General features: G+C 62.0%; 19 protein-coding genes. 16 read left to right on the top strand and 3 right to left on the bottom strand.

The window, feature by feature from the left end; translation table 11 throughout:
* The first annotated feature begins 92 nt into the window (after positions 1-92).
* From dnaN to ACQZ6J_RS07535, 6 genes are all read left to right on the top strand, one after another.
* Complete coding sequence (gene dnaN / locus ACQZ6J_RS07560) at positions 93-1,211, top strand: DNA polymerase III subunit beta (protein WP_163984944.1); 1,119 nt, start codon at positions 93-95, stop codon at positions 1,209-1,211.
* Positions 1,212-1,482: 271 nt separating this feature from the next.
* Positions 1,483-2,076, top strand: coding sequence for a phospholipid N-methyltransferase PmtA (gene pmtA, locus ACQZ6J_RS07555; protein ID WP_163984945.1), 594 nt, complete (start codon positions 1,483-1,485; stop codon positions 2,074-2,076).
* A gap of 8 nt (positions 2,077-2,084) precedes the next feature.
* The gene (locus ACQZ6J_RS07550) at positions 2,085-2,672 is read left to right on the top strand and encodes a histidine phosphatase family protein (protein WP_449083120.1); all 588 of its coding nucleotides are present in this window, start codon (positions 2,085-2,087) and stop codon (positions 2,670-2,672) included.
* Between the two features lies 1 nt (position 2,673).
* Entirely contained in the window at positions 2,674-3,366 is a 693-nt protein-coding gene (pyrF, locus tag ACQZ6J_RS07545) for an orotidine-5'-phosphate decarboxylase (RefSeq protein WP_449083118.1), read from the top strand.
* A 27-nt stretch (positions 3,367-3,393) separates the two neighbouring features.
* Positions 3,394-3,681, top strand: coding sequence for a DUF1330 domain-containing protein (locus ACQZ6J_RS07540; RefSeq protein WP_015338538.1), 288 nt, complete (start codon positions 3,394-3,396; stop codon positions 3,679-3,681).
* A 112-nt stretch (positions 3,682-3,793) separates the two neighbouring features.
* Positions 3,794-4,774, top strand: a complete 981-nt coding sequence (locus ACQZ6J_RS07535; RefSeq protein WP_449083115.1) for a complex I NDUFA9 subunit family protein — start codon at positions 3,794-3,796, stop codon at positions 4,772-4,774.
* Positions 4,775-5,312: 538 nt separating this feature from the next.
* Here ACQZ6J_RS07535 and ACQZ6J_RS07530 read toward each other — a convergent pair.
* Entirely contained in the window at positions 5,313-6,110 is a 798-nt protein-coding gene (locus tag ACQZ6J_RS07530; protein ID WP_449083113.1) for an undecaprenyl-diphosphate phosphatase, read from the bottom strand.
* 150 nt (positions 6,111-6,260) lie between these two features.
* On the opposite strand from ACQZ6J_RS07530, the gene ACQZ6J_RS07525 reads away from it, so the two are divergent.
* The 9 genes from ACQZ6J_RS07525 (at position 6,261) to ACQZ6J_RS07485 (ending at position 16,648) form a co-directional block, all read left to right on the top strand.
* Positions 6,261-6,953 carry a glutathione S-transferase family protein gene (locus ACQZ6J_RS07525; protein ID WP_163984949.1) on the top strand — a complete coding sequence of 231 codons (693 nt, stop codon included), beginning with the start codon at positions 6,261-6,263 and terminating at the stop codon, positions 6,951-6,953.
* A 110-nt stretch (positions 6,954-7,063) separates the two neighbouring features.
* Positions 7,064-8,221: a tRNA epoxyqueuosine(34) reductase QueG gene (gene queG / locus ACQZ6J_RS07520; RefSeq protein ID WP_449083111.1), complete on the top strand. Its 1,158-nt coding sequence runs from the start codon at positions 7,064-7,066 to the stop codon at positions 8,219-8,221.
* Complete coding sequence (locus ACQZ6J_RS07515) at positions 8,221-9,093, top strand: SDR family oxidoreductase (RefSeq protein WP_449083109.1); 873 nt, start codon at positions 8,221-8,223, stop codon at positions 9,091-9,093. Before queG ends, ACQZ6J_RS07515 begins: the two co-directional genes overlap by 1 nt.
* A 398-nt stretch (positions 9,094-9,491) precedes the next feature.
* Positions 9,492-9,860 carry a septal ring lytic transglycosylase RlpA family protein gene (locus ACQZ6J_RS07510; RefSeq protein WP_163984952.1) on the top strand — a complete coding sequence of 123 codons (369 nt, stop codon included), beginning with the start codon at positions 9,492-9,494 and terminating at the stop codon, positions 9,858-9,860.
* 207 nt (positions 9,861-10,067) lie between these two features.
* A complete protein-coding gene (locus ACQZ6J_RS07505) occupies positions 10,068-11,357 on the top strand; it encodes an RsmB/NOP family class I SAM-dependent RNA methyltransferase (protein WP_449083106.1) in 1,290 nt (429 codons plus the stop codon).
* Between the two features lie 196 nt (positions 11,358-11,553).
* Entirely contained in the window at positions 11,554-12,843 is a 1,290-nt protein-coding gene (locus tag ACQZ6J_RS07500; protein ID WP_163984954.1) for an imelysin family protein, read from the top strand.
* Between the two features lie 45 nt (positions 12,844-12,888).
* On the top strand, positions 12,889-14,448 hold the full coding sequence (locus ACQZ6J_RS07495) for a di-heme oxidoreductase family protein (RefSeq protein WP_449083104.1): 1,560 nt from the start codon (positions 12,889-12,891) through the stop codon (positions 14,446-14,448).
* Positions 14,448-15,557 (top strand): imelysin family protein, encoded by a 1,110-nt coding sequence (locus tag ACQZ6J_RS07490; protein ID WP_449083102.1) that lies wholly within the window; start codon positions 14,448-14,450, stop codon positions 15,555-15,557. Before ACQZ6J_RS07495 ends, ACQZ6J_RS07490 begins: the two co-directional genes overlap by 1 nt.
* Before the next feature lie 5 nt (positions 15,558-15,562).
* A complete protein-coding gene (locus ACQZ6J_RS07485) occupies positions 15,563-16,648 on the top strand; it encodes a DUF1513 domain-containing protein (protein WP_449083100.1) in 1,086 nt (361 codons plus the stop codon).
* A 116-nt stretch (positions 16,649-16,764) separates the two neighbouring features.
* On the opposite strand, the gene ACQZ6J_RS07480 is transcribed toward ACQZ6J_RS07485, so the two are convergent.
* Positions 16,765-17,445: a GntR family transcriptional regulator gene (locus ACQZ6J_RS07480; protein ID WP_163984958.1), complete on the bottom strand. Its 681-nt coding sequence runs from the start codon at positions 17,443-17,445 to the stop codon at positions 16,765-16,767.
* Between the two features lie 329 nt (positions 17,446-17,774).
* On the opposite strand from ACQZ6J_RS07480, the gene ACQZ6J_RS07475 reads away from it, so the two are divergent.
* Positions 17,775-18,572 carry an alpha/beta fold hydrolase gene (locus tag ACQZ6J_RS07475; RefSeq protein WP_449083097.1) on the top strand — a complete coding sequence of 266 codons (798 nt, stop codon included), beginning with the start codon at positions 17,775-17,777 and terminating at the stop codon, positions 18,570-18,572.
* 16 nt (positions 18,573-18,588) lie between these two features.
* Here ACQZ6J_RS07475 and ACQZ6J_RS07470 read toward each other — a convergent pair whose 3' ends face one another.
* Positions 18,589-19,665, bottom strand: a complete 1,077-nt coding sequence (locus tag ACQZ6J_RS07470; protein ID WP_449083095.1) for a DUF2252 family protein — start codon at positions 19,663-19,665, stop codon at positions 18,589-18,591.
* Positions 19,666-19,697 lie beyond the last annotated feature (32 nt).

Below are 19,697 nucleotides of genomic sequence, written 5' to 3'. Positions count from 1 at the left end.
TTGCCCGTCCAATCTTTCGGGCCTCGTCCGAAAACATGTCGCTCGGGCGCCTCGGGCCGCCCGGCAAGTCACGGTCGAAAGCGGTAGCATCCATGCGTATTACAATTGAGCGGTCGAACCTCCTGAAATCGCTGAACCACGTCCACCGCGTGGTCGAGCGTCGCAACACGATCCCGATCCTGTCCAACGTGCTGCTGAAGGCCGATGGCACGAGCCTCGACATGAAGGCGACCGACCTCGACCTCGAAATCACAGAGGCGACGCCCGCCAACGTCGAGCAGGCCGGCGCCACCACCGTACCGGCGCATCTGCTCTACGACATCGTCCGCAAGCTGTCCGACGGATCGGAAGTGCTGCTTGCCACGAACACGGACGGCAGCTCAATGACGGTTGCTTCGGGCCGCTCCAAGTTCTCGCTGCAGTGCCTGCCGGAGTCGGATTTCCCGGACCTCACCGCCGGCAGCTTCAGCCATTCCTTCAAGCTGAAGGCGGCGGATCTGAAGATGCTGATCGACCGCACGCAGTTTGCGATTTCCACCGAGGAAACGCGCTATTATCTCAACGGCATCTTCTTCCACACGATCGAAAGCGATGGCGACCTGAAGCTGCGCGCCGTCGCCACGGACGGGCATCGCCTCGCCCGCGCCGACGTCAGCGCGCCTGCGGGCTCCGAAGGCATGCCTGGCATCATCATCCCGCGCAAGACGGTGGGTGAACTGCAGAAGCTGGTGGATTCGCCGGATACGATCGTGACCGTCGAGGTTTCCGATGCGAAGATTCGCCTGACGATCGGCTCCATCGTCATGACCTCGAAGCTGATCGACGGGACCTTCCCGGACTATCAGCGCGTCATCCCGACCAACAACGACAAGGAAATGCGGGTCGATTGCCAGACCTTCGCACAGGCCGTCGACCGCGTATCGACGATCTCGTCGGAGCGCGGACGCGCCGTGAAGCTGGCTCTGTCGGACGGGCAGTTGCTGCTGACGGTCAACAACCCGGATTCGGGCAGCGCAACGGAAGAAGTCGCCGTCGGCTACGAGATGGATCCGATGGAAATCGGCTTCAACGCCAAGTACCTGCTCGACATCACCGCGCAGCTCTCCGGCGATGCGGCCGTGTTCCTGCTGGCGGATGCCGGCTCGCCGACGCTTATCCGCGACACGGCCGGCGACGATGCCCTTTATGTCCTGATGCCGATGCGCGTCTAAAGCATGATGCCGAAAAGCGTGAGCGGTTTTCGGACGGCATCATGCTCTACTTTCTTGATTTGAGAGCCGGATGATTTCAGGTCGGGCAGACCTGAAATCATCCGGCTCTGGCGAAACCAAAGCGCCCTTTCATGCGTTAATTCAACGCGAGGGCGCTTTTATTTGGTCCTTTGTCGATTGCGACATTTTCTCTTGTTATTGCGTCATCACATTGCAAGATCTTAGAGAAGCGATATGTAAGTCGCGACCGTAACATCTGGTGGGGGAAAGCATGGCGCTGCGTCTCAAGGAACGGCTAGGCAAGAAATTCGACGAAGAGATCCGTTTCTTCAAGGGCATGATGCAGGGACCGAAGACGGTTGGGTCGATCGTTCCCACCTCGTCCATAACGGCCCGCAAGATGGCGAGCGTCATCAACATGCAATCCGGCCTGCCGGTGCTGGAGCTCGGGCCGGGAACGGGAGCGATCACCAAGGCGATCCTGGCGCGCGGCGTCGAACCGCAAAATCTGGTCGCCATCGAATATTCCACCGATTTTTACAATCACCTCGGCAAGCTTTACCCCGGCGTACACTTCATCAACGGCGACGCCTTCGATCTCGACAAGACGCTCGGCGTGCTGCGAGGGCAGACGTTCGATTCCGTCATCTCCGGCATCCCTCTCCTTAATTTCCCGATGAAGGCGCGCGTGGCACTGCTGGAAAGCCTGCTGGACCGTATGCCGCCCGGCCGGCCGGTGGTGCAGATTTCCTACGGCCCGGTTTCGCCGATCATCGCCCGGCCGGATCGCTACCATATCCGCCACTTCGATTTCATTGTCCGCAATATTCCGCCGGCCCAGCTCTGGGTCTACAGCCGCGGCTGAGACAATCCATGTACGCTCTTTATATTACGCACCCGCAGGTGCGCATCGATCCGGACGTCCCCGTGCCGGAATGGGGACTTTCCGAGATCGGCGCCGCAAGGGCGCGCGTGGCCGCCATGACCCCATGGGCGCGCCAGCTTGGCCTGATCGTATCGAGCGGCGAGCGCAAGGCGATAGAGACGGCGGAAATCCTGGCGGCCACGAGCGGCACGCCGATCGACGTCATCGAGGCCATGCACGAAAACGACCGCAGCGCCACGGGCTTCCTGGCCCCGCCGGAATTCGAGAAGGCGGCGGACTGGTTCTTTGCCAACCCGCATGAAAGCTTCAAGGGCTGGGAACGCGCCATCGACGCACAGGCAAGGATCGTTTCCCATGTCGAGGCCGTGCTCTCGCGACACGATCCCGAAACGCCGATCGCCTTCGTCGGCCATGGCGGCGTCGGCACGCTCTTGAAGTGCCATATTGAGGGAAAGCCGATCGCGCGGCAGGGCGATCAACCGCCCGGCGGCGGCAATCTTTTCTGTTTCGATCTTGCGAAGCGTGCCGTCTCATGCGACTGGACACCCATGGAAGACTGGATGGGATGGGCTTGATATGACCGCACGCGACCGCTTGATCGTTGGACTGGATGTTCCAAACCTTCAGGAGGCCGAAAAAGTGGTCGGCGCCCTCGGTGACGATATCCTCTATTACAAGATCGGCTATCAGCTCGCCTTTGCCGGCGGCCTGGAGTTCGCCCGCGATCTCGCCGCCAGCGGCAAGAAGATCTTTCTCGACATGAAGCTGCTCGACATCGACAATACCGTGGCCTCCGGCGTGGAGAACATCGTCAAGATGGGCATGTCGATGCTGACGCTGCACGCCTATCCGAAAGCGATGAAAGCGGCTGTCGAAGCCGCCAGGGGGTCGGACCTCTGCCTGCTCGGCGTCACCGTGCTGACGTCGATGGACGAAGGCGACCTGATTGCCGCCGGCTATGAATACGATCCGCATACGCTGGTGCTGCGCCGGGCCGAACAGGCGCATCTCGCCGGCATGGGCGGCATCGTCTGCTCGGCGGAGGAATCCGCCGCGGTCCGCAAGATCATCGGCCCCGACATGGCGCTGGTGACCCCCGGCATCCGGCCGGCCGGCAGCGACAAGGGCGACCAGAAGCGGGTGATGACGCCTGCCGCCGCCATCAAAGCCGGCTCCAGCCACCTCGTCGTCGCTCGGCCCATCGTCAAGGCAGCCGATCCGAGACAAGCCGCACGCGCCATCCTCGCCGAGATGGACGCCGCACTCTAAAACGACCACAACAGCAGGGAGGCAGATATGGCAAAGGGATATTGGATCGCGCGCGTGGATGTCCGCGACCCGGAGCGCTACAAGGACTACGTTGCCGCCGCCAAGCCGGCCTTCGAGAAATACGGCGCGAACTTCCTCGCCCGGGGCGGTGCGTTCACGCCGCTCGAGGGACAGGCGCGCGGCCGTAACGTCGTCATCGAGTTTCCGTCGCTGCAGCACGCCGTCGATTGCTACAACTCGCCGGAATACCAGATCGCCGCCAAAATCCGCCAGCAGGTGGCCGACGCGGAAATGGTCGTCGTCGAGGGGGTTTGAACCCTTTGAAAACGCGACGCTGCAACGCAGCGCGATAGCACTTCACCTCGGCGCGCGGATCGGCTAAGACGAAACCAGATCAGCCCAATCAAAGCCTTTCGAGGAGCCTGCCATGACCCTGTCCAACCTCCCGCCGCTCGTGACCGTGTTTGGGGGATCAGGTTTCATCGGGCGGCACGTCGTGCGTTCGCTCGCCAAGCGCGGTTATCGCATCCGTGTCGCCGTACGCCGTCCCGATCTTGCCGGTTTTCTGCAACCGCTCGGCAATCTCGGCCAGATTTCGATCGTTCAGGCCAATGTGCGCTACCGCAACTCCATCGACCGCGCCGTCGAAGGGGCGCAGCATGTCGTCAACTGTGTCGGCATCCTGACCGCAAGCGGCCGCAACACCTTCGAAGCCGTGCAGGAATTCGGCGCCAGGGCCATCGCGGAAGCCGCACGCGGCGTCGGCGCGTCGCTGACGCATATTTCGGCGCTCGGCGCCGATGCCAATTCCCCTTCGACCTATGCCCGCACCAAGGCCCGCGCCGAAACGGCGATCCACTCGATCAAGCCGGATGCCATCATCCTGCGCCCCTCGATCGTCTTCGGACCGGAAGACGAGTTCTTCAACAAGTTTGCCGACATGTCCCGCACGGCGCCGTTCCTGCCGCTGATCGGCGGCGGCAACACGAAGTTCCAGCCCGTCTATGTCGAAGACATCGCCGAGACGGTTGCGCGCAGCGTCGATGGCAAGCTGAAGGCCGGCACGACCTATGAGCTCGGCGGCCCGGAAGTGCTGTCCTTCCGCGAATGTCTCGAGACCACGCTTTCGGTCATCAACCGCAAGAAGGCGCTCGTCTCCATTCCTTTCGGCCTTGCCTCGCTGATCGGCTCCATTGCTTCGCTGGTGCCTCTCGTCAAGCCGCCGATCACCGCGGACCAGGTCACCCTGCTGAAGAGCGACAACGTCGTTTCCAAGCAGGCGGAGGCCGAAGGACGCACCCTGAAGGGCATCGGCCTGCTGCCGACACTGCTCGTCTCGGTGCTCCCGTCCTATCTCGTGCGCTATCGCCCGCAGGGTCAGTTCACCGGCTCAGGCAAGGCCGCATAACGATTCGGCCGCTTGCGCAGACCAGACGCCGCCCGGCCCTGCCGAGCGGCGTTTTTTATTGCTTCTCGGGAACGGGAATGGCTCTGCGGGACGCTGGCAAAGCCCCGTCATTCACAGCTCAGCGTTGCTCAAAAGACGCACTGCGGAAATAGTAGCATTAACGTCAAATTTAATATGAACATTTATTGCTATTGCTCATTCCACTGACTAACACAGCCGCGCGTCTCAGGCTTGGACAATGAACCGGTCCGCGGCGCGCTTCACACTTCTGCGGAAAGGCATTCTTCGATGGGCAAGTCTATCGCGCTTTTGTTTGCGTGCGCGGCACTGGTGATTCTCGCTGGCTCTTTTGTAGCCCGCGGCAGCATCGCCTCGGTAAAGGGCGAATGTGCGCCGACCTATGGCGTCGACCCTTGCACGACCGGCTCTATCGACGCTTCCTCCTCGAATTGATCGAGCATGAAAAAGGCCGGTTTTCACCGGCCTTCATTCTATCGGCGATTGCGACGTCAAACACGTCGCATCAGGGCGATCCGCGTCAGCCGAAATAAAGTGCGATCAGGCCGACCGTGCCGACGGCAATGCGCCACCACGCAAAGGGGGCGTAGCCACGACGGGACACGAAGTCGAGCAACGCGCGCACCACCAGCAATGCCGAGATGAAAGCCATGACGAAGCCGATGACGATCAGCAGGCCCTGATCCATGCTGAGGTCGTGACGGCTCTTCCAGAGATCCAGCGCAAAGGCGCCCGCCATCGTCGGCATGGCGAGGAAGAAGGAGAACTCGGCAGCCGAGCGCTTGTCGGCTCCGAGCAGCAGGGCGCCGACGATGGTGGAGCCGGAGCGCGACGTTCCGGGGATCATCGCCAAGCACTGGAAGAAGCCGATCTTGATTGCCATCGGCCAGGAGAATTCATAGGCGCTGGTATATTTCGGCTTGAACTGGATCTTGTCGATGACGAGCAGGACGATGCCGCCGAGGATCAGCGAGACACAGATGACCTTCGGCGAATCGAACAGCACCGTCTTGATGAAATCATGCGCCAGCGCGCCGATCACGGCAGCCGGCAGGAAGCCGAACAGGACAGCCAGAACGAAGTGGCGAGCCTTGACGCTGACGGGGAGCGCCTTGGCGATCTGAACGAGGCGATTGAAATAGACAAGCAGGATGGCGAGAATCGCACCGAGCTGGATCAGAACGTCGAAAGTGGCGGCTTCCTTGAAGCCGAGAAAATGTCCGAGCAATATCAGATGGCCGGTGGAAGAGACGGGAATGAACTCCGTAAGCCCCTCCACAAGGCCCAAAACCAGCGCGATAATAATTTGTTCAGCCATATCGTGTCCTTTGTCAAACGGCAGGGCGGCCCGATTCGCTTGTGCAAACTAGGCCAAGATCCTATAGCTTCAACCGATGACAAATGACTAGGGCCGCAGAATAGCGACCCCAAAAACTCCGTAACACCCATCAGAAACACCCGAGTACCAATGCCGACGCTGTATCACCACCCGATGTCATCTTCCTCACGGTTCGTTCGTCTGATCCTGACCGAGTACGGTTATCAGACGGAACTGATAGAGGAGCAGACCTGGGAGAAGCGCCGCGACTTCCTGGCGCTCAATCCCGCCGGAACCCTGCCTGTCTACGTTGACGACAGCATGCGGGCTCTCTGTGGTGCGACTGTCATCTCCGAATATCTCGACGAAACGCACGGGGTCCTGAAGCGCGACCGCCGGCTTCTGGCCGAAGATCCGTTCCAGCGCGCCGAAATCCGCCGGCTGACGGAATGGTTCATGCAGAAGATGGAACAGGACGTGACGCGGCCTCTGACGCGCGAGCGTGTCTTCAAGCTGCAGATGACCGCCGACCAGGGCGGCGGCGCGCCCGATTCCAAGGTGATGCGCATGGCGCGCAGCAATATCCGCCAGCACATGAAGTATCTCTCCTGGCTGGCGGGCTCGCGGCAGTGGCTTGCCGGCGAGCGGCTGAGCTATGCCGATCTCGCGGCGGCGGCTTCGATTTCCGTGCTCGACTATCTCGGCGAGATCGACTGGACGGAATCGCCGATCGCCAAGGAGTGGTATCAGCGCCTGAAATCGCGCCCCTCCTTCCGGCCGATTCTGGCGGAGCGCGTGCGTGGCGTCACGCCGGTTTCGCACTACGCCGATCTGGATTTCTAGAGCGCGTTCGCTTCTTCGAACAGCGAAAGCGCTCTATCTTTTTTTCACACAATTCCGGACGGAAAACCGCTAACGCACTTTTCCTGGAATTGCTCTGACGAGGGCTCGATATGCCCGATGATCATGAAGCGGAAAAAGCTCTGAAGCGACGACATACGTTGACGGCCTTCCTGCGCGAGGAAGCGCGCGCTCAGGGTTTCGATCTCTGTCGCATCACGAGGCCGGACGCCATTCCCGAGGCCGCCGTCCGGCTCGGCCAGTTTCTCGACCATGACTATCACGGCACCATGAGCTGGATGGAGGAGACGCGTGACCGCAGAGGCGACCCGCGCGTGCTCTGGAGCGAAACCCGCTCCATCGTCGTCTTCGGCCTCAATTACGGTCCTGACGAAGATCCGCGCGGCATCCTGGAGAAGAAGGACAAGGCGGCGATATCCGTCTATGCGCGAAACCGCGACTATCACGACGTCATCAAGGGGCGGCTGAAGGAGATCGCCACCCGTTTCGCCGCGCGCTCGAAGGAAGACGTCAAGGTCTTCGTCGATACGGCGCCGGTCATGGAGAAGCCGCTGGCGGGTGCCGCGGGCCTCGGCTGGCAGGGCAAACATACGAACCTCGTCAGCCGCGCCTTCGGATCCTGGCTCTTTCTCGGCTCGATGTTCACGACGGCCGATCTCGAGCCGGATCAGCCGGAGATCGACCATTGCGGCTCCTGCCGGGCCTGTCTCGACGCCTGCCCGACAGCAGCTTTCCCCGCCCCCTATCAGCTTGATGCGCGCCGCTGCATTTCCTATCTGACCATCGAGCACAAGGGGCCGATCGATCCGCAGCTCCGGCCGCTGATCGGTAACCGCATCTACGGCTGCGACGATTGCCTTGCCGCCTGCCCCTGGAACAAGTTCGCAAGCGCCGCCTCGGAAATGAAGCTGGTCGCGCGGGAGGATCTCAAGGAGCCGTCAATCGCCTTTCTGCTTGATCTCGACGATGCGACGTTCCGCACTTTCTTCAGCGGCTCGCCGGTCAAGCGCATCGGGCGCGACCGCTTCATTCGCAACGTGCTGATCGCGGCCGGCAATTCCGGCGACCGGTCCCTTATAGAAAGAAGCCGCGAACTGGCGGGAGATCCCTCGCCTGTCGTGCGCGGCATGGCCGTCTGGGCGCTGTCGCGGCTCATGACGGCTGGCGAGTTCCGAGCATTTGCGGCACAAAGGCATGAGGAAGCGGACGAAGAGGTTCGCGCGGAATGGACATTGGCGGGAGTTCTATAATGCATGTGATGATTTTCGGCTGCGGCTATTCGGGAACAGCCATCGCCAAGGCTTTCGCCGGCTCCGGCATTCGCATCACGGGAACCACCCGCTCGGCCGACAAGGCGGAATTGCTGAGGAAGGAAGGCATCGAATCCTTCGTCTTCGACGGCGAGACGCTCGATCCGGCTTTGGCCGCGGCGATGACATCGGCAACGCATCTGGTGCAATCGATCGCGCCGGGCAAGTCCGGCGATCCGCTGCTGCGGCTGGCGCAGCTCAATCTGCGGGCGCTGATGCCGAAGCTGGAATGGATCTGCTACCTCTCGACCGTCGGCGTCTATGGCGACCACAAGGGCGCCTGGATCAGCGAGCAGACGTCGCTGCATCCGATCGCCGATCGCTCGGTCGAGCGGGTCGAGGCTGAGGACGGCTGGCTGCGCGTCGGCATCAGGCTCGATCTTCCCGTCGCCGTGCTGCGGCTTTCCGGCATTTACGGCCCGGGCCGAAACGCCTTCTGCAATCTGGAAAAGGGAACGGCCCGCCGGCTCATCAAGGCGAACCAGGTGTTCAACCGCATCCGTGTCGAGGATATCGGCGGCTGCGCCCGTTTCCTGTCCGATCGCAGGCTCGGCGGCATATATAATGTCACCGATGACGAGCCCGCTCCGCCGCAGGATGTCGTCACCGAAGCCGCCCGCCTGATGGACATCGAGCCTCCGCCCGAGCAACCTTTCGAAACCGCGGAGCTCACCCCAATGGCACGCTCCTTCTACGGCGAGAACAAGCGCGTTTCGAACGCGAAATTGCGGGCGCTCGGCTTCCCCTTCCGCTACCCTGAGTACCGGATGTCGCTTGCCGAACTCTGGTCCTCAGGGCGGTGGCGCGGCTGACGAAGCGGCATCCACGCCAAGCGAAATCGCACGAAAATTCCTACTTAACCGGATACCCTAGTTCATTTTACTCCGCATTTAAGGTTAACGACCTCTAAATTTGCACAAATGCGGCAGCAATTATGGCAAAGCTGGAAAATTATTTTCCCGGTTTTTGTGATCCTTCGCGTTGCCTCGTGCCGGTGAGAAAAATCGTTCCATTTTTAACTGATTTTATTAGGTTTTTTCCACAATCAAGCAAACCCGCTGATTAGCGATAGTATTTGCACCGGATCACAAATGTTACAGACCGTAACATTCCGTGATTAAGCGTGGCACTTTTTCGCCATTTTTGGCCCGATTTAAGCCTCCGCCGCCTACCCAAGGCGCAAGTTCAATAGCTTGAGGGAAAAATCGGTTTGAAGAAAATCGCACGTTCTTTGGCGATCGCCGCAACTATATCCGCCTCCTTTGCTGTCGTTTCGACGCCGGCGTCTGCATCCGCTGGCTGCGGAGGTGCTTCATGGTACGGAGGAAGCTCCCGAACTGCTTCAGGGGAACGTATGAGTTCCGGAAATCTTACTGCAGCCCATCGTTCGCTTGCCTTCGGCACGCGTCTGAGGGTCACCAACAAGCATAACGGCCGCAGCGTCGTCGTCCGCATCAACGACCGTGGTCCTTTCATTCGCGGACGCGTTCTCGACCTCTCCCGCGCCGCCGCGCAGAACATCGGCATGGTCGCCTCCGGTACGGCCAGCGTCTGTTACGAGGTCATCGCCTCGAAGTAACGGCCGACCGGCCGGAACGACCGGCAAATCGGCATGACGCTTGCTCTCTCCGTCAATCGCGGCTACCACGCGGTTGAGACGTCTCAACAATCCGCCGCCATGTGCTTTATTCGAGCGGATTGATGAGCTGTCAGCGATTTTTGTAGGGCGCGGACTTCCTGGTACACCGAATGGGTTCGGGGTCATGCGCAAGCGGGAGAGTGGTGAATGCGTCTGGGCGGCCGATTGCAGGGGGCCATCGAAGTTCTTGCCGATATTGAAGCGCGCAAGCGACCGGTGGCCGATGCCCTGAAGGATTGGGGCCTTGCCCATCGCTTCGCCGGTTCCGGCGACAGGGCCGCGATCGGCAACATCGTTTATGACGCCCTGCGCATGCGACTTTCCCATGCATGGCTGATGGGAGACGACAGTCCGTCCGCGCTTGCCCATGCCGTCCTCTTTCGCCAATGGGGCCTGACGCCCGAGGCGTTGGCTGCCGAGCTCGACGGCGATAAATTCGCCCCGGAAGCGCCGAGCGCCGAAGCACTGGCCGCCTTTGCCGCCCGCAAGCTCGAAGACGCGCCGCGTTACGTCCAGGGCGATATCCCCGAATGGGTCGAGCCTTCCTTCCAGCATGCATTCGGCGATGGCTGGCTTTCCGAAGCGCAGGCCCTCTCCGAACGCCCGACGCTCGACCTTCGCGCCAATGCCTTGAAAGCCGACCGCGCCAAAGTCGTAAAGGCGTTGGAGCGCGCGGGCGCGCAGGCCTCTAAAATCGCCCGTTTCGGCATCCGCATCCCCGCCGGAGAAGGCGCATCCCGTCTTCCTAACGTCACCGCCGAACTTTCGTTCCAGAAGGGCTGGTTCGAAGTACAGGACGAGGGCTCGCAGATCGTCGCCGATCTCGTGCTGCCCGAGGAGGGCGATCAGGTTCTCGACTATTGCGCCGGCGGCGGCGGCAAGACGCTCGCCATGTCGGCTGCCATGCACAACAAGGGCCAGGTTCATGCCTATGACAGCGACCGGCGGCGGCTGGCGCCGATCATCGAGCGGCTGAAGCGCGCCGGCACCCGAAATGTCCAGGTCCATGACGAACGCAACGGCCTGCTTCAGCTGCGTGGCAGGTTCGACAAGGTGCTGGTCGATGCGCCCTGCACCGGCACCGGCACCTGGCGGCGCCGGCCCGACACGAAATGGCGGCTGACGCAGAAGAACCTCGACGAGCGCACCAGCCAGCAGCAGGAAGCCTTGGCGCAGGCCGGCGAATTCGTCCGGCCGGGCGGCGCGCTGCTTTACGTCACCTGCTCGGTTCTGCCGGAAGAGAACGAAGTGCAGGTGAACCGCTTTGCCGCGCAAAATCCGGACTTCGAGATCACCGAGACGCTGAGCTCCTGGGAAAAGCTGTTCGGCAAGGACGCGCCGCTGCCTCGTTCCTCGGACGGCAGGACCATTACGCTGACGCCGGCCTCCACCGATACGGATGGCTTCTTCTTCTGCCGCCTGCAGCGCAGAAGATAGGGCGGAATCCATTCGCCCGCCTTTTTGATCTGCATTCCTGCTTTTTCAAGCAAAACCGTTCCGCTCCCAAGGGCAAAGCCAATAACTCTGTGTCTTATAATTATTCTAAACTAGAGCATTTGACACAAGTTTGTTTTTCATACATGACACAAAATGCCAAGTTTTGACGGTGCCCCGGCTGTCATAGGAGAGGAACATGAAACTGAAGATCAATATTGGCGCCGCGCTTGCGGTGGCCGTTGTCACGTCTGCCGCATACAGCCTGCCGGCTCTCGCAGCCGCTCCTGAGCCGGCCGCCGTCATCAAGCATTACGCCGAGCTGGCACACGCCAAATATCAGGACTCGCTGACGACGGCGAAGGCACTCGACAAGGCCATCGACGCTTTGCTCGCCAACCCCAGCGACAAGACGCTGAAGGCGGCGCGCGCAGCCTGGATCAAGGCCCGCGTTCCCTATGCGCAGACGGAAGCCTACCGCTTCGGCAACTCGATCGTCGACGACTGGGAAGGCAAGGTAAACTCCTGGCCGCTGGATGAAGGCCTGATCGACTATGTCGACGCCTCCTACGGCACCGAAAGCGACGAGAACGCGCTCTACGTCGCCAACGTCATCGCCAACAAGACGATCAAGATCAACGGCAAGGATGTCGACGCTTCGCATCTGACTCCGGAATTCCTGTCGGGCACGCTGCATCAGGCGGGCGGTGTCGAAGCCAACGTCGCGACCGGCTATCACGCCATCGAATTCCTGCTGTGGGGCCAGGACCTGCACGGCACCGGACCGGGCGCCGGCGAACGCCCCGCCACGGACTACGATCTGAAGAATTGCACGCACGGCAATTGCGACCGCCGCGCCGAATATCTGAGGTCCGCCTCGACGCTCCTCGTTTCCGACCTGCAGGACATGACCGACAAGTGGGCGCCGGAAGGCGAAGCCACCAAGCATATCGAAGCCGATCCGAAGGCCGGCCTTACCGCCATCCTGACCGGCATGGGCTCGCTCTCCTACGGTGAACTCGCCGGCGAGCGCATGAAGCTCGGCCTGCTGCTGCACGATCCGGAAGAAGAGCAGGATTGCTTCTCCGACAATACCTATAACGAGCACAATGGCGACGCCATCGGCATCGCTGCCTCCTATACCGGCAACTACACCCGCATCGACGGCACGAAGCTGAAGGGTCCGTCGCTGCACGATCTGGTCAAGGCCAAGGATCCGGCGCTCGACAAGGAAATGGAAGGCAAGCTCAACACCACGCTTGCAGCCATGAAGGCCCTGGTGCATCGCGGCGAGACGGTCGAAAAGTACGACCAGATGATCGGCGAAGGCAACAAGGAAGGCAACGCCACCGTGCAGAAGGCCATCGACGGCCTGCTCGACCAGACGAAGAGCATCCAGCGCGTCATCGCTGCGCTCGATCTCGGCACGATCAAGCTCGAAGGTTCGGACAGCCTGGACAATCCGAACGCCGTCTTCACGAAGAAGTAATGAGGGAGAGCGGCAGCGCGACAGAGCGCTGCCGCCCCGATACCCATGATGCATATCCCGGCCAACCGTGCCCTTTTGCCCGCCATCGCTGCGGGTTTTTTGGTTTTTTCCATTACCCTCGCCGTCGCCGGTATCCTCGATTTTCCGACCGTCCGCACCGACCTCTCGCCCGAACAATTGAAGCGGGTCAGCGACGTTACCCGCGCAACGACGAATTTCTCCAAAGCCGAGCCTTATGAGACGATGCAGGGCGGTGCGGCCACCTCGATCGATCCCGTCAATCGCGATATTTTCTCCCGCCCTTCCGCCAATCTGAGCGATGAAGGCGGGCAGGATTTTCATCTCGGCAACGCCCTCTTCCGCAAGCTCTGGGTCTCGGCTCCCTCGTCCACCCAGGCATCCGACGGGCTCGGCCCGTTGTTCAATGCCCGTTCCTGCCAGAGCTGCCATATCCGCGACGGCCGCGGCCACCCGCCGGAGGCTGGCGGGGCGGTTGCGACCTCGATGGTATTGCGTCTGGCTCGGACGGCCGTCACTGCGGACGAGGAACAGGCCATCAAGGATTTTCATGCGCTGAATTTCCCTGATCCGACCTACGGCGTGCAGCTGCAGGATCTTGCCGTGCCCGGCCTTGCCGCCGAAGGCAAGGTGACGGTCGGCTATAGCGAGGAAGCGGTGACGCTTGCCGGTGGAGAGACCGTGACGCTGCGCAGGCCCAGCTACGGCATATCCGATCTTGCCTATGGGCCACTGGATGCGGCCACCACGCTTTCGCCGCGCATCGCGCCGCCCATGATCGGCCTCGGCCTGATCGAAGCCATTCCGGATGCCGATATCCTGGCCAATGCGGACCCGGATGGCAAGAAAGGCACCGGCATCCGTGGCCGCCCCGCCATCGTTCGCGACCATCGCACCGGCCAGATCGCACTCGGCCGCTTCGGCTGGAAAGCGCAGAATGCGACCGTGCGCGACCAGGTGGCCGATGCCTTCTCGGTGGATATCGGCATTTCGACACCCGACCGGCCGAATGCTCACGGCGACTGCACCCCGAACGAAGCACACTGCCTCGCCATGCCGACCGGCGTGCAGAAGCGTCTGGGCGACACGGAAGCACCGGACCCGATCTTGCCTCTCGTCACCTTCTATTCCGAAAACCTCGCCGTACCGGCCCGCCGCAAGGCCAGCCTTCCCCCCGTGCTGCACGGCAAGGAGATGTTCTACCGCTCCGGCTGCGCGGCCTGTCACACCCCGAAATTCGTCACCCGCGACGGCATAAAGGACAAGGACGGCAAGGATTCGCCGCAGGCGTTCCAGCTGATCTGGCCCTATTCCGATTTTCTGCTCCACGACATGGGCGAAGGTCTTTCGGATGGGCAGCAGGTGGGCGTGGCATCCGGTCGCGATTGGCGCACGCCGCCGCTCTGGGGTATAGGCCTGACACAGACCGTCAGCGGCCAGCAGGCCTATCTGCATGACGGCCGCGCCCGCACATTGACCGAAGCCATCCTCTGGCATGGAGGAGAGGCTGAAAAAGCCCGCAACGCATTCGCCGACCTTTCGAAGGACGATCGGCAAGCCCTCATCAACTTTCTGGAGTCACTCTGATGCACCACTGGAAACGCCTTGCTGCCAGCCTTCTCCTCACCGTTGCGGCCTTGCCTGCCCATGCCGAAGACGCGACGACCAACGGCGCCGGCCTGAACGAGGCGGCGGTGCCGGCCACGCTGCAGAAGGCGGTGGACGACGTCATTCGTCCCGGCTATCGTGCCATGCACGATTCCGCCTCGAAGCTGACGGTGGCGATGAAGGCGCTTTGCGCCGATCCCACGGACGCAACCCTTGCCGGCGCCAAATCGGCGTTCGGCGACACGGTGAAGAGCTGGTCGCGCATCGAAATCGTCGATACCGGCCCGATCATCGAAAAGAACCGTTTCGAGCACATCCTGTTCTACCCCGACCGCAAGGGCGTCGGCCTCAAGCAGGTACAGGCGCTGATCGCCAAGGCGGACGGGCAGGACACGACCGTCGAGGCCGTCGCCGGCAAGAGCGTGGCGCTCATGAGCATGACGGCGCTGGAATACGTGCTCTACGGCAACGGTTCGGATGTGCTCGGCAAGGACAAGCAGGGCTTCCGGTGCCGCTATGGCGCGGCCGTCGCCGGCAATATCGAAAACACGGCCAAGGAAATCGCCGACGAATGGGATGCGCCCGACGGCGTGCAGAAATCCTGGAAATTCCCCGGCAAGTCCAGCAACGATTTCATGGACAACAAGGAAGCCGTTACGGCGCTGCTCGGCATCCTCGTGCATGGGGCGGCCAATATCCGCGACCAGCGGCTGGAAACCTTCTACAAGGGCGATCCGGCCGCGGCACGGCCGAAGATGGCGATCTACTGGCGCTCGGCAAACACCTGGACGTCGTTCACCGGCAATGTCGAGGGCCTGAAGACGCTCTGGGAAAAGGCCGATATGGCAAGCCTGCTGCCGGCGGACAAGCGTGCTACCGCCACCAAGATCGATGGATTGCTGAACGAGCTTGCGACAATCGCGCCGACGATCAATCCGGATATCGAGGCTGCCATCGGCGGCGACGCGGAACGCGCCAAGATCGACAAGCTGCTTTCCGTCAGCCGCGACCTCGCCACCAGCTTCAGCGATGAATATGGCGGCGCCATCGGGCTTTCGGCCGGCTTCTCCTTCGCGGACGGAGACTAAGCGCCATGCGCAGCGGCCTCATCGATCGGAGAGCTTTCGTCAAGGCTGCGGGGCTGACCTTCCTTGCGGCCCTGAAGCCCGGCGCATTGATGGCGCTGGAGCGGGCCGATGCGGTCTATGCTTCCGGCATCCGCGCCGCCGACGGCTCGTTTGCCGTGGCGACGGTGACAGAACAGGGCCGCATCGTCGACCAGGTCGCCCTGCCCGCCCGCGCCCATGGCATGGCTTTTTCGAAGGCGACCGGCAAGACCGTTGCCTTCGCCCGCCGGCCCGGCACCTATGCCATGATCTTCGATCCATGGAACAAGGCCGAGCCGATCGTCATCTCTGCCAAAGAGGGGCGGCATTTCTACGGGCATGGCACGTTTTCGCCCGACGGCAGGCTGCTCTACTCCAGTGAGAACGATTTCGACAACAATCGCGGCATTATCGGGCTTTACGATGCCCGCAACCGCTTTGCCCGTATCGGCGAGTACGAGACCTATGGCGTCGGCCCGCACGACATGACGGTCTCGGACGACGGCAGGTTCCTGATCGTCGCCAACGGCGGCATCGAGACGCATCCGGATTTCGGCCGCACCAAGCTCAACCTCGACCATATGCAGCCGTCGCTGACGCTGATCGACGCGGCGAGCGGCCGGCTGATCGAGAAACACACGCTGCCGCCGCAATATGCCCGGGTCTCGACCCGCCATGTCGATATCGATGCAAGCGGCCGGGTCTGGTTTGCCTGCCAGTACGAAGGCCACCGCAACGACCTGCCGCCGCTTGTCGGCCACTTCACGAAGGGCGAGGACCTGACCTTCGTCACCCTGCCCGACGATACGACGCGGGCGCTCGGAAACTATGTGGGCGCCATTGCCGTCAATCGCGCCGAAAACCTTGTCGGCGTCACCTCGCCGATCGAAGGGACGTCGGTGACGCTCGATGCGGCGACGGGCAAGGTACTGAAGGTGGAGAGCATCGCCGATGCGGCAGGCATCGCCTCGGCCCGGAAAGGCTTCGCCGTTTCGTCCTATGACGGTGATTTCCTGGGGGAGCATAGCGACGTCGCCTGGGACCAGCACATCGTCCGCATCGCCCACAGCTGATCCGACTGCGGTCCAAAGCGCATCGCGATCTCAAGGATTCGCTTCCTGCGCTTCGGGTTCTTGATCGTGAGCATGTCGATGCCGCAAAACCGCTGAACGCTTTTGCGCGACCTGCTTCAGGCAAGCTTGCTGGCTTCGATGAAGCGCCGTAGTGCCGTCGCCGCGTTCAGCATGTGTGCCCGCATGCGCCGCGACGCCATCTCGCCGTCACCCTCGGCGATTGCCTGCATGATGGCCTCATGCTCCGCTCGGGATCGATCGAGGCGCTGCTCCTGCTGCAGTTGCGCGCGGCGGAAGGCCGTCAGGCGGCTGCGGATCGCGATTGCCTGTTCGGCCAGAAAACTGTTGTGGGTGGCGTGATAGATCGCCTCGTGGAAAGCGCGGTTGAACGTATCGTAGGCATCGAAATCACCCTTCTTGACGAGTGTTTCTGAAGCATCGTGCAGTTCGATCAGATGGCTGCGCTCGAGCGGCGTCATGCGATAGGTGGCAAGCCTGGCGCACATCGCTTCGATTTCGGCAACCGTTTCGAACATGTCCATGATGCGCTCAGGTGTCATGCGGGCGACGACGACCCCGCGCCGCGCCCGTACCTCGACAAGGCCGCTTGCCGCCAATTGCCGCAACGCCTCGCGGACAGGAGTGCGCGAGGCGCCGAAGCGATCGGCAAGCTGCTGCTCGTCCAGCGCCGCGCCCGCCTCCAGCCTCCCGGTCGCGATCTCGTCCGCCAGGGCGTTGCGGATTCGATCGGAGAGCAAACCGCGATCCTCGATCGTGTCATCCAATCCATCCGTCATCCAAGATCCCCGTTATCCGTTGCCTGCTGTATGCAGCCACAATCTCATTTGCCGATTTTGCATGCAAATCCACCATCACGCAACCGTTACGCATCCAATAATTGACTCTATCCGATATAAAGAATACAAAAACCGTCATTGAGGCTGCTTTTGCATACACAAGGCGGTCTGGATGACAAATCGGAATGCAAAACGGGGCATGTTTGATCCGAGCAAGGTCGGGCAGGTGCCTATCCGAGAAATACGACAACGGCAGGAAGCTCAGCGTCCCGGCATCCGGGCGAACGGTCTCCTGCCGTCTCCTCCCTTTCAAAACAAGGAACACGACGATGATGATAACCAGACGGAATTTCTCGACCGCCATTGTTGCGGGCGCGGCCGCCTCCCTCATGTCCACCCACAGCATGGCAGCCAGCAACCCGGCCGCCGGCTCGGCAGTCTCAGCCCCGCCAAAGGCCCGCAACGTCGTCCTTGCGCATGGTCTTTTCGCAGACGGCTCCTGCTGGACGGACGTCATTGCGCGGCTGCAGGCAAAGGGGATGAATTGCACGGCGGTGCAGAATCCGCTGACGACGCTGCCCGAGGCCGTGGCGGCAACCCAGCGCGTTCTCGACCGGCAGGACGGACCGACCGTCCTCGTCGGCCATTCCTTCTCCGGCATGATCGTCACCGAAGCCGGCGTGCATCCGAAGGTTTCCTCGCTCGTCTATGTCGCGGCCCGCGCACCGGATGCGGGTGAGGATTATACCGCGCTCGCCAAGACATATCCGACGCCGCCGGCATCGGCAGGGATCGTCTTCGACGGCGACGAGGGGCGGTTGACGGAGGAAGCCTTCCTGCGTGACTTCGCCGGCGACCTGCCCAAAGCCAAGGCAGAGGTGCTTTACGCCGTGCAGCAGCCCTTCCAGAAAGCCCTGCTGGCCGGCAAGACGACCCAGGCCGCCTGGCGCAGCAAGCCCAGCTGGTATGCGGTTTCCACCGAGGACAGGACGATCAATCCGGATCTGGAACGCTTCATGGCCAAGCGCATGGGCGCCAGGACCATCGAAGTAAAGGCCAGCCATCTCTCGCTGATCTCGCATCCCGATAGGATCGCCCAACTGATCCTGGAAGCCGCCGGGCATTGACCGATATCCCGCCGGCCTAGCTTTTCCTGGCAAATTCCGCCTGCTCGGCGCTGACCGCGACGGTGGCGGCCTTGGCGGCCGCGCGCAGCCAGTCCGGGCCGCGCGTATCGAGATCGGCAAGAATGCCGGGAACGAGCGAGGCGTCGTTGACATGGCAATTGCCGATTTCGAAACCCATCAGATCCAGCATATCGGGCGACAGGAGCACCTCCGCATCGCCCAGGACCTCGATCTTGCGGCTGTTCGGCGACAGGCGGCGAACCAGCAAGGTCCCATCCACCTTGTAGCGCGGATCGGGCGAACGCGCCCGGCCCGTCGCGATGATCCCCGTGTGGATCGTCTGGTCCGACGGATCATGCTTGAGCGACCAGCCCGACTGCAGGAGCGCCTTCACCTCGCGCAGGACCGGGCCGCCACGCCATTCGACATAGGCGACGAAGCGCGGACGGCCGAGGCTGCCGGTGCCGGCCAGGCGCGGTTTCGGCTCGAACGTCGTCGCCGGATCCGGCAGAGCCTTGTGCAGCGCCTTGAGATAGCGATTGGCCACGGGATCAGTTGCCGGCGGCAAGGTGCGATATTTTTCCCAGAAAGCCTTGCGCTCGGCATTCGGCAGCAGCACGGCATTGCGCAGCCACTTGTAGTCGCGCTCCAGGATGACGGGAGACGGCTGCTGCAAGCCTCGGCGATAACCCGCCAGGATGGCATCGGCAACGGCGCGCGGCGTGGGGCCGCCATCGGCGCGTGCCAGGACGGCGCTGGTCGTGAGACGAACGAGATCGAGCGCGTAGGGCATGACGGCCGCCTCGTCGAAATCATTGGCGCCCCAGACGAGCCGCCCTTCCTCATCGCGCCAGGTGCCGAAATTTTCGAGATGCGTGTCGCCGATCGCCAATAGCCGCGGGGCGGTCTTGAGGTCGGGGCAGATGTCGAGAATGATTTCAGCCCAGCGCCAGTAGGTTCCGCGCAGAAAAGAGAAGCTGTCGCGCTTCATCAGCTTGTGTTTTTTTATCAGGCCGGCCTCGACCAGATCCGCACCAAGCTGCGCCCGCATCCAGGTCTCGTAGGCCGCTACCGATTGCAGGATCGTCGTCATTCCGGCACCTCGTCGTGGGATCTGTCGTTTCG

Source organism: Rhizobium sp. A37_96 (assembly GCF_053521765.1).
The sequence above is the reverse complement of the archived record's forward strand: the minus strand, read 5'-3'. Positions and strand labels throughout refer to the sequence as shown.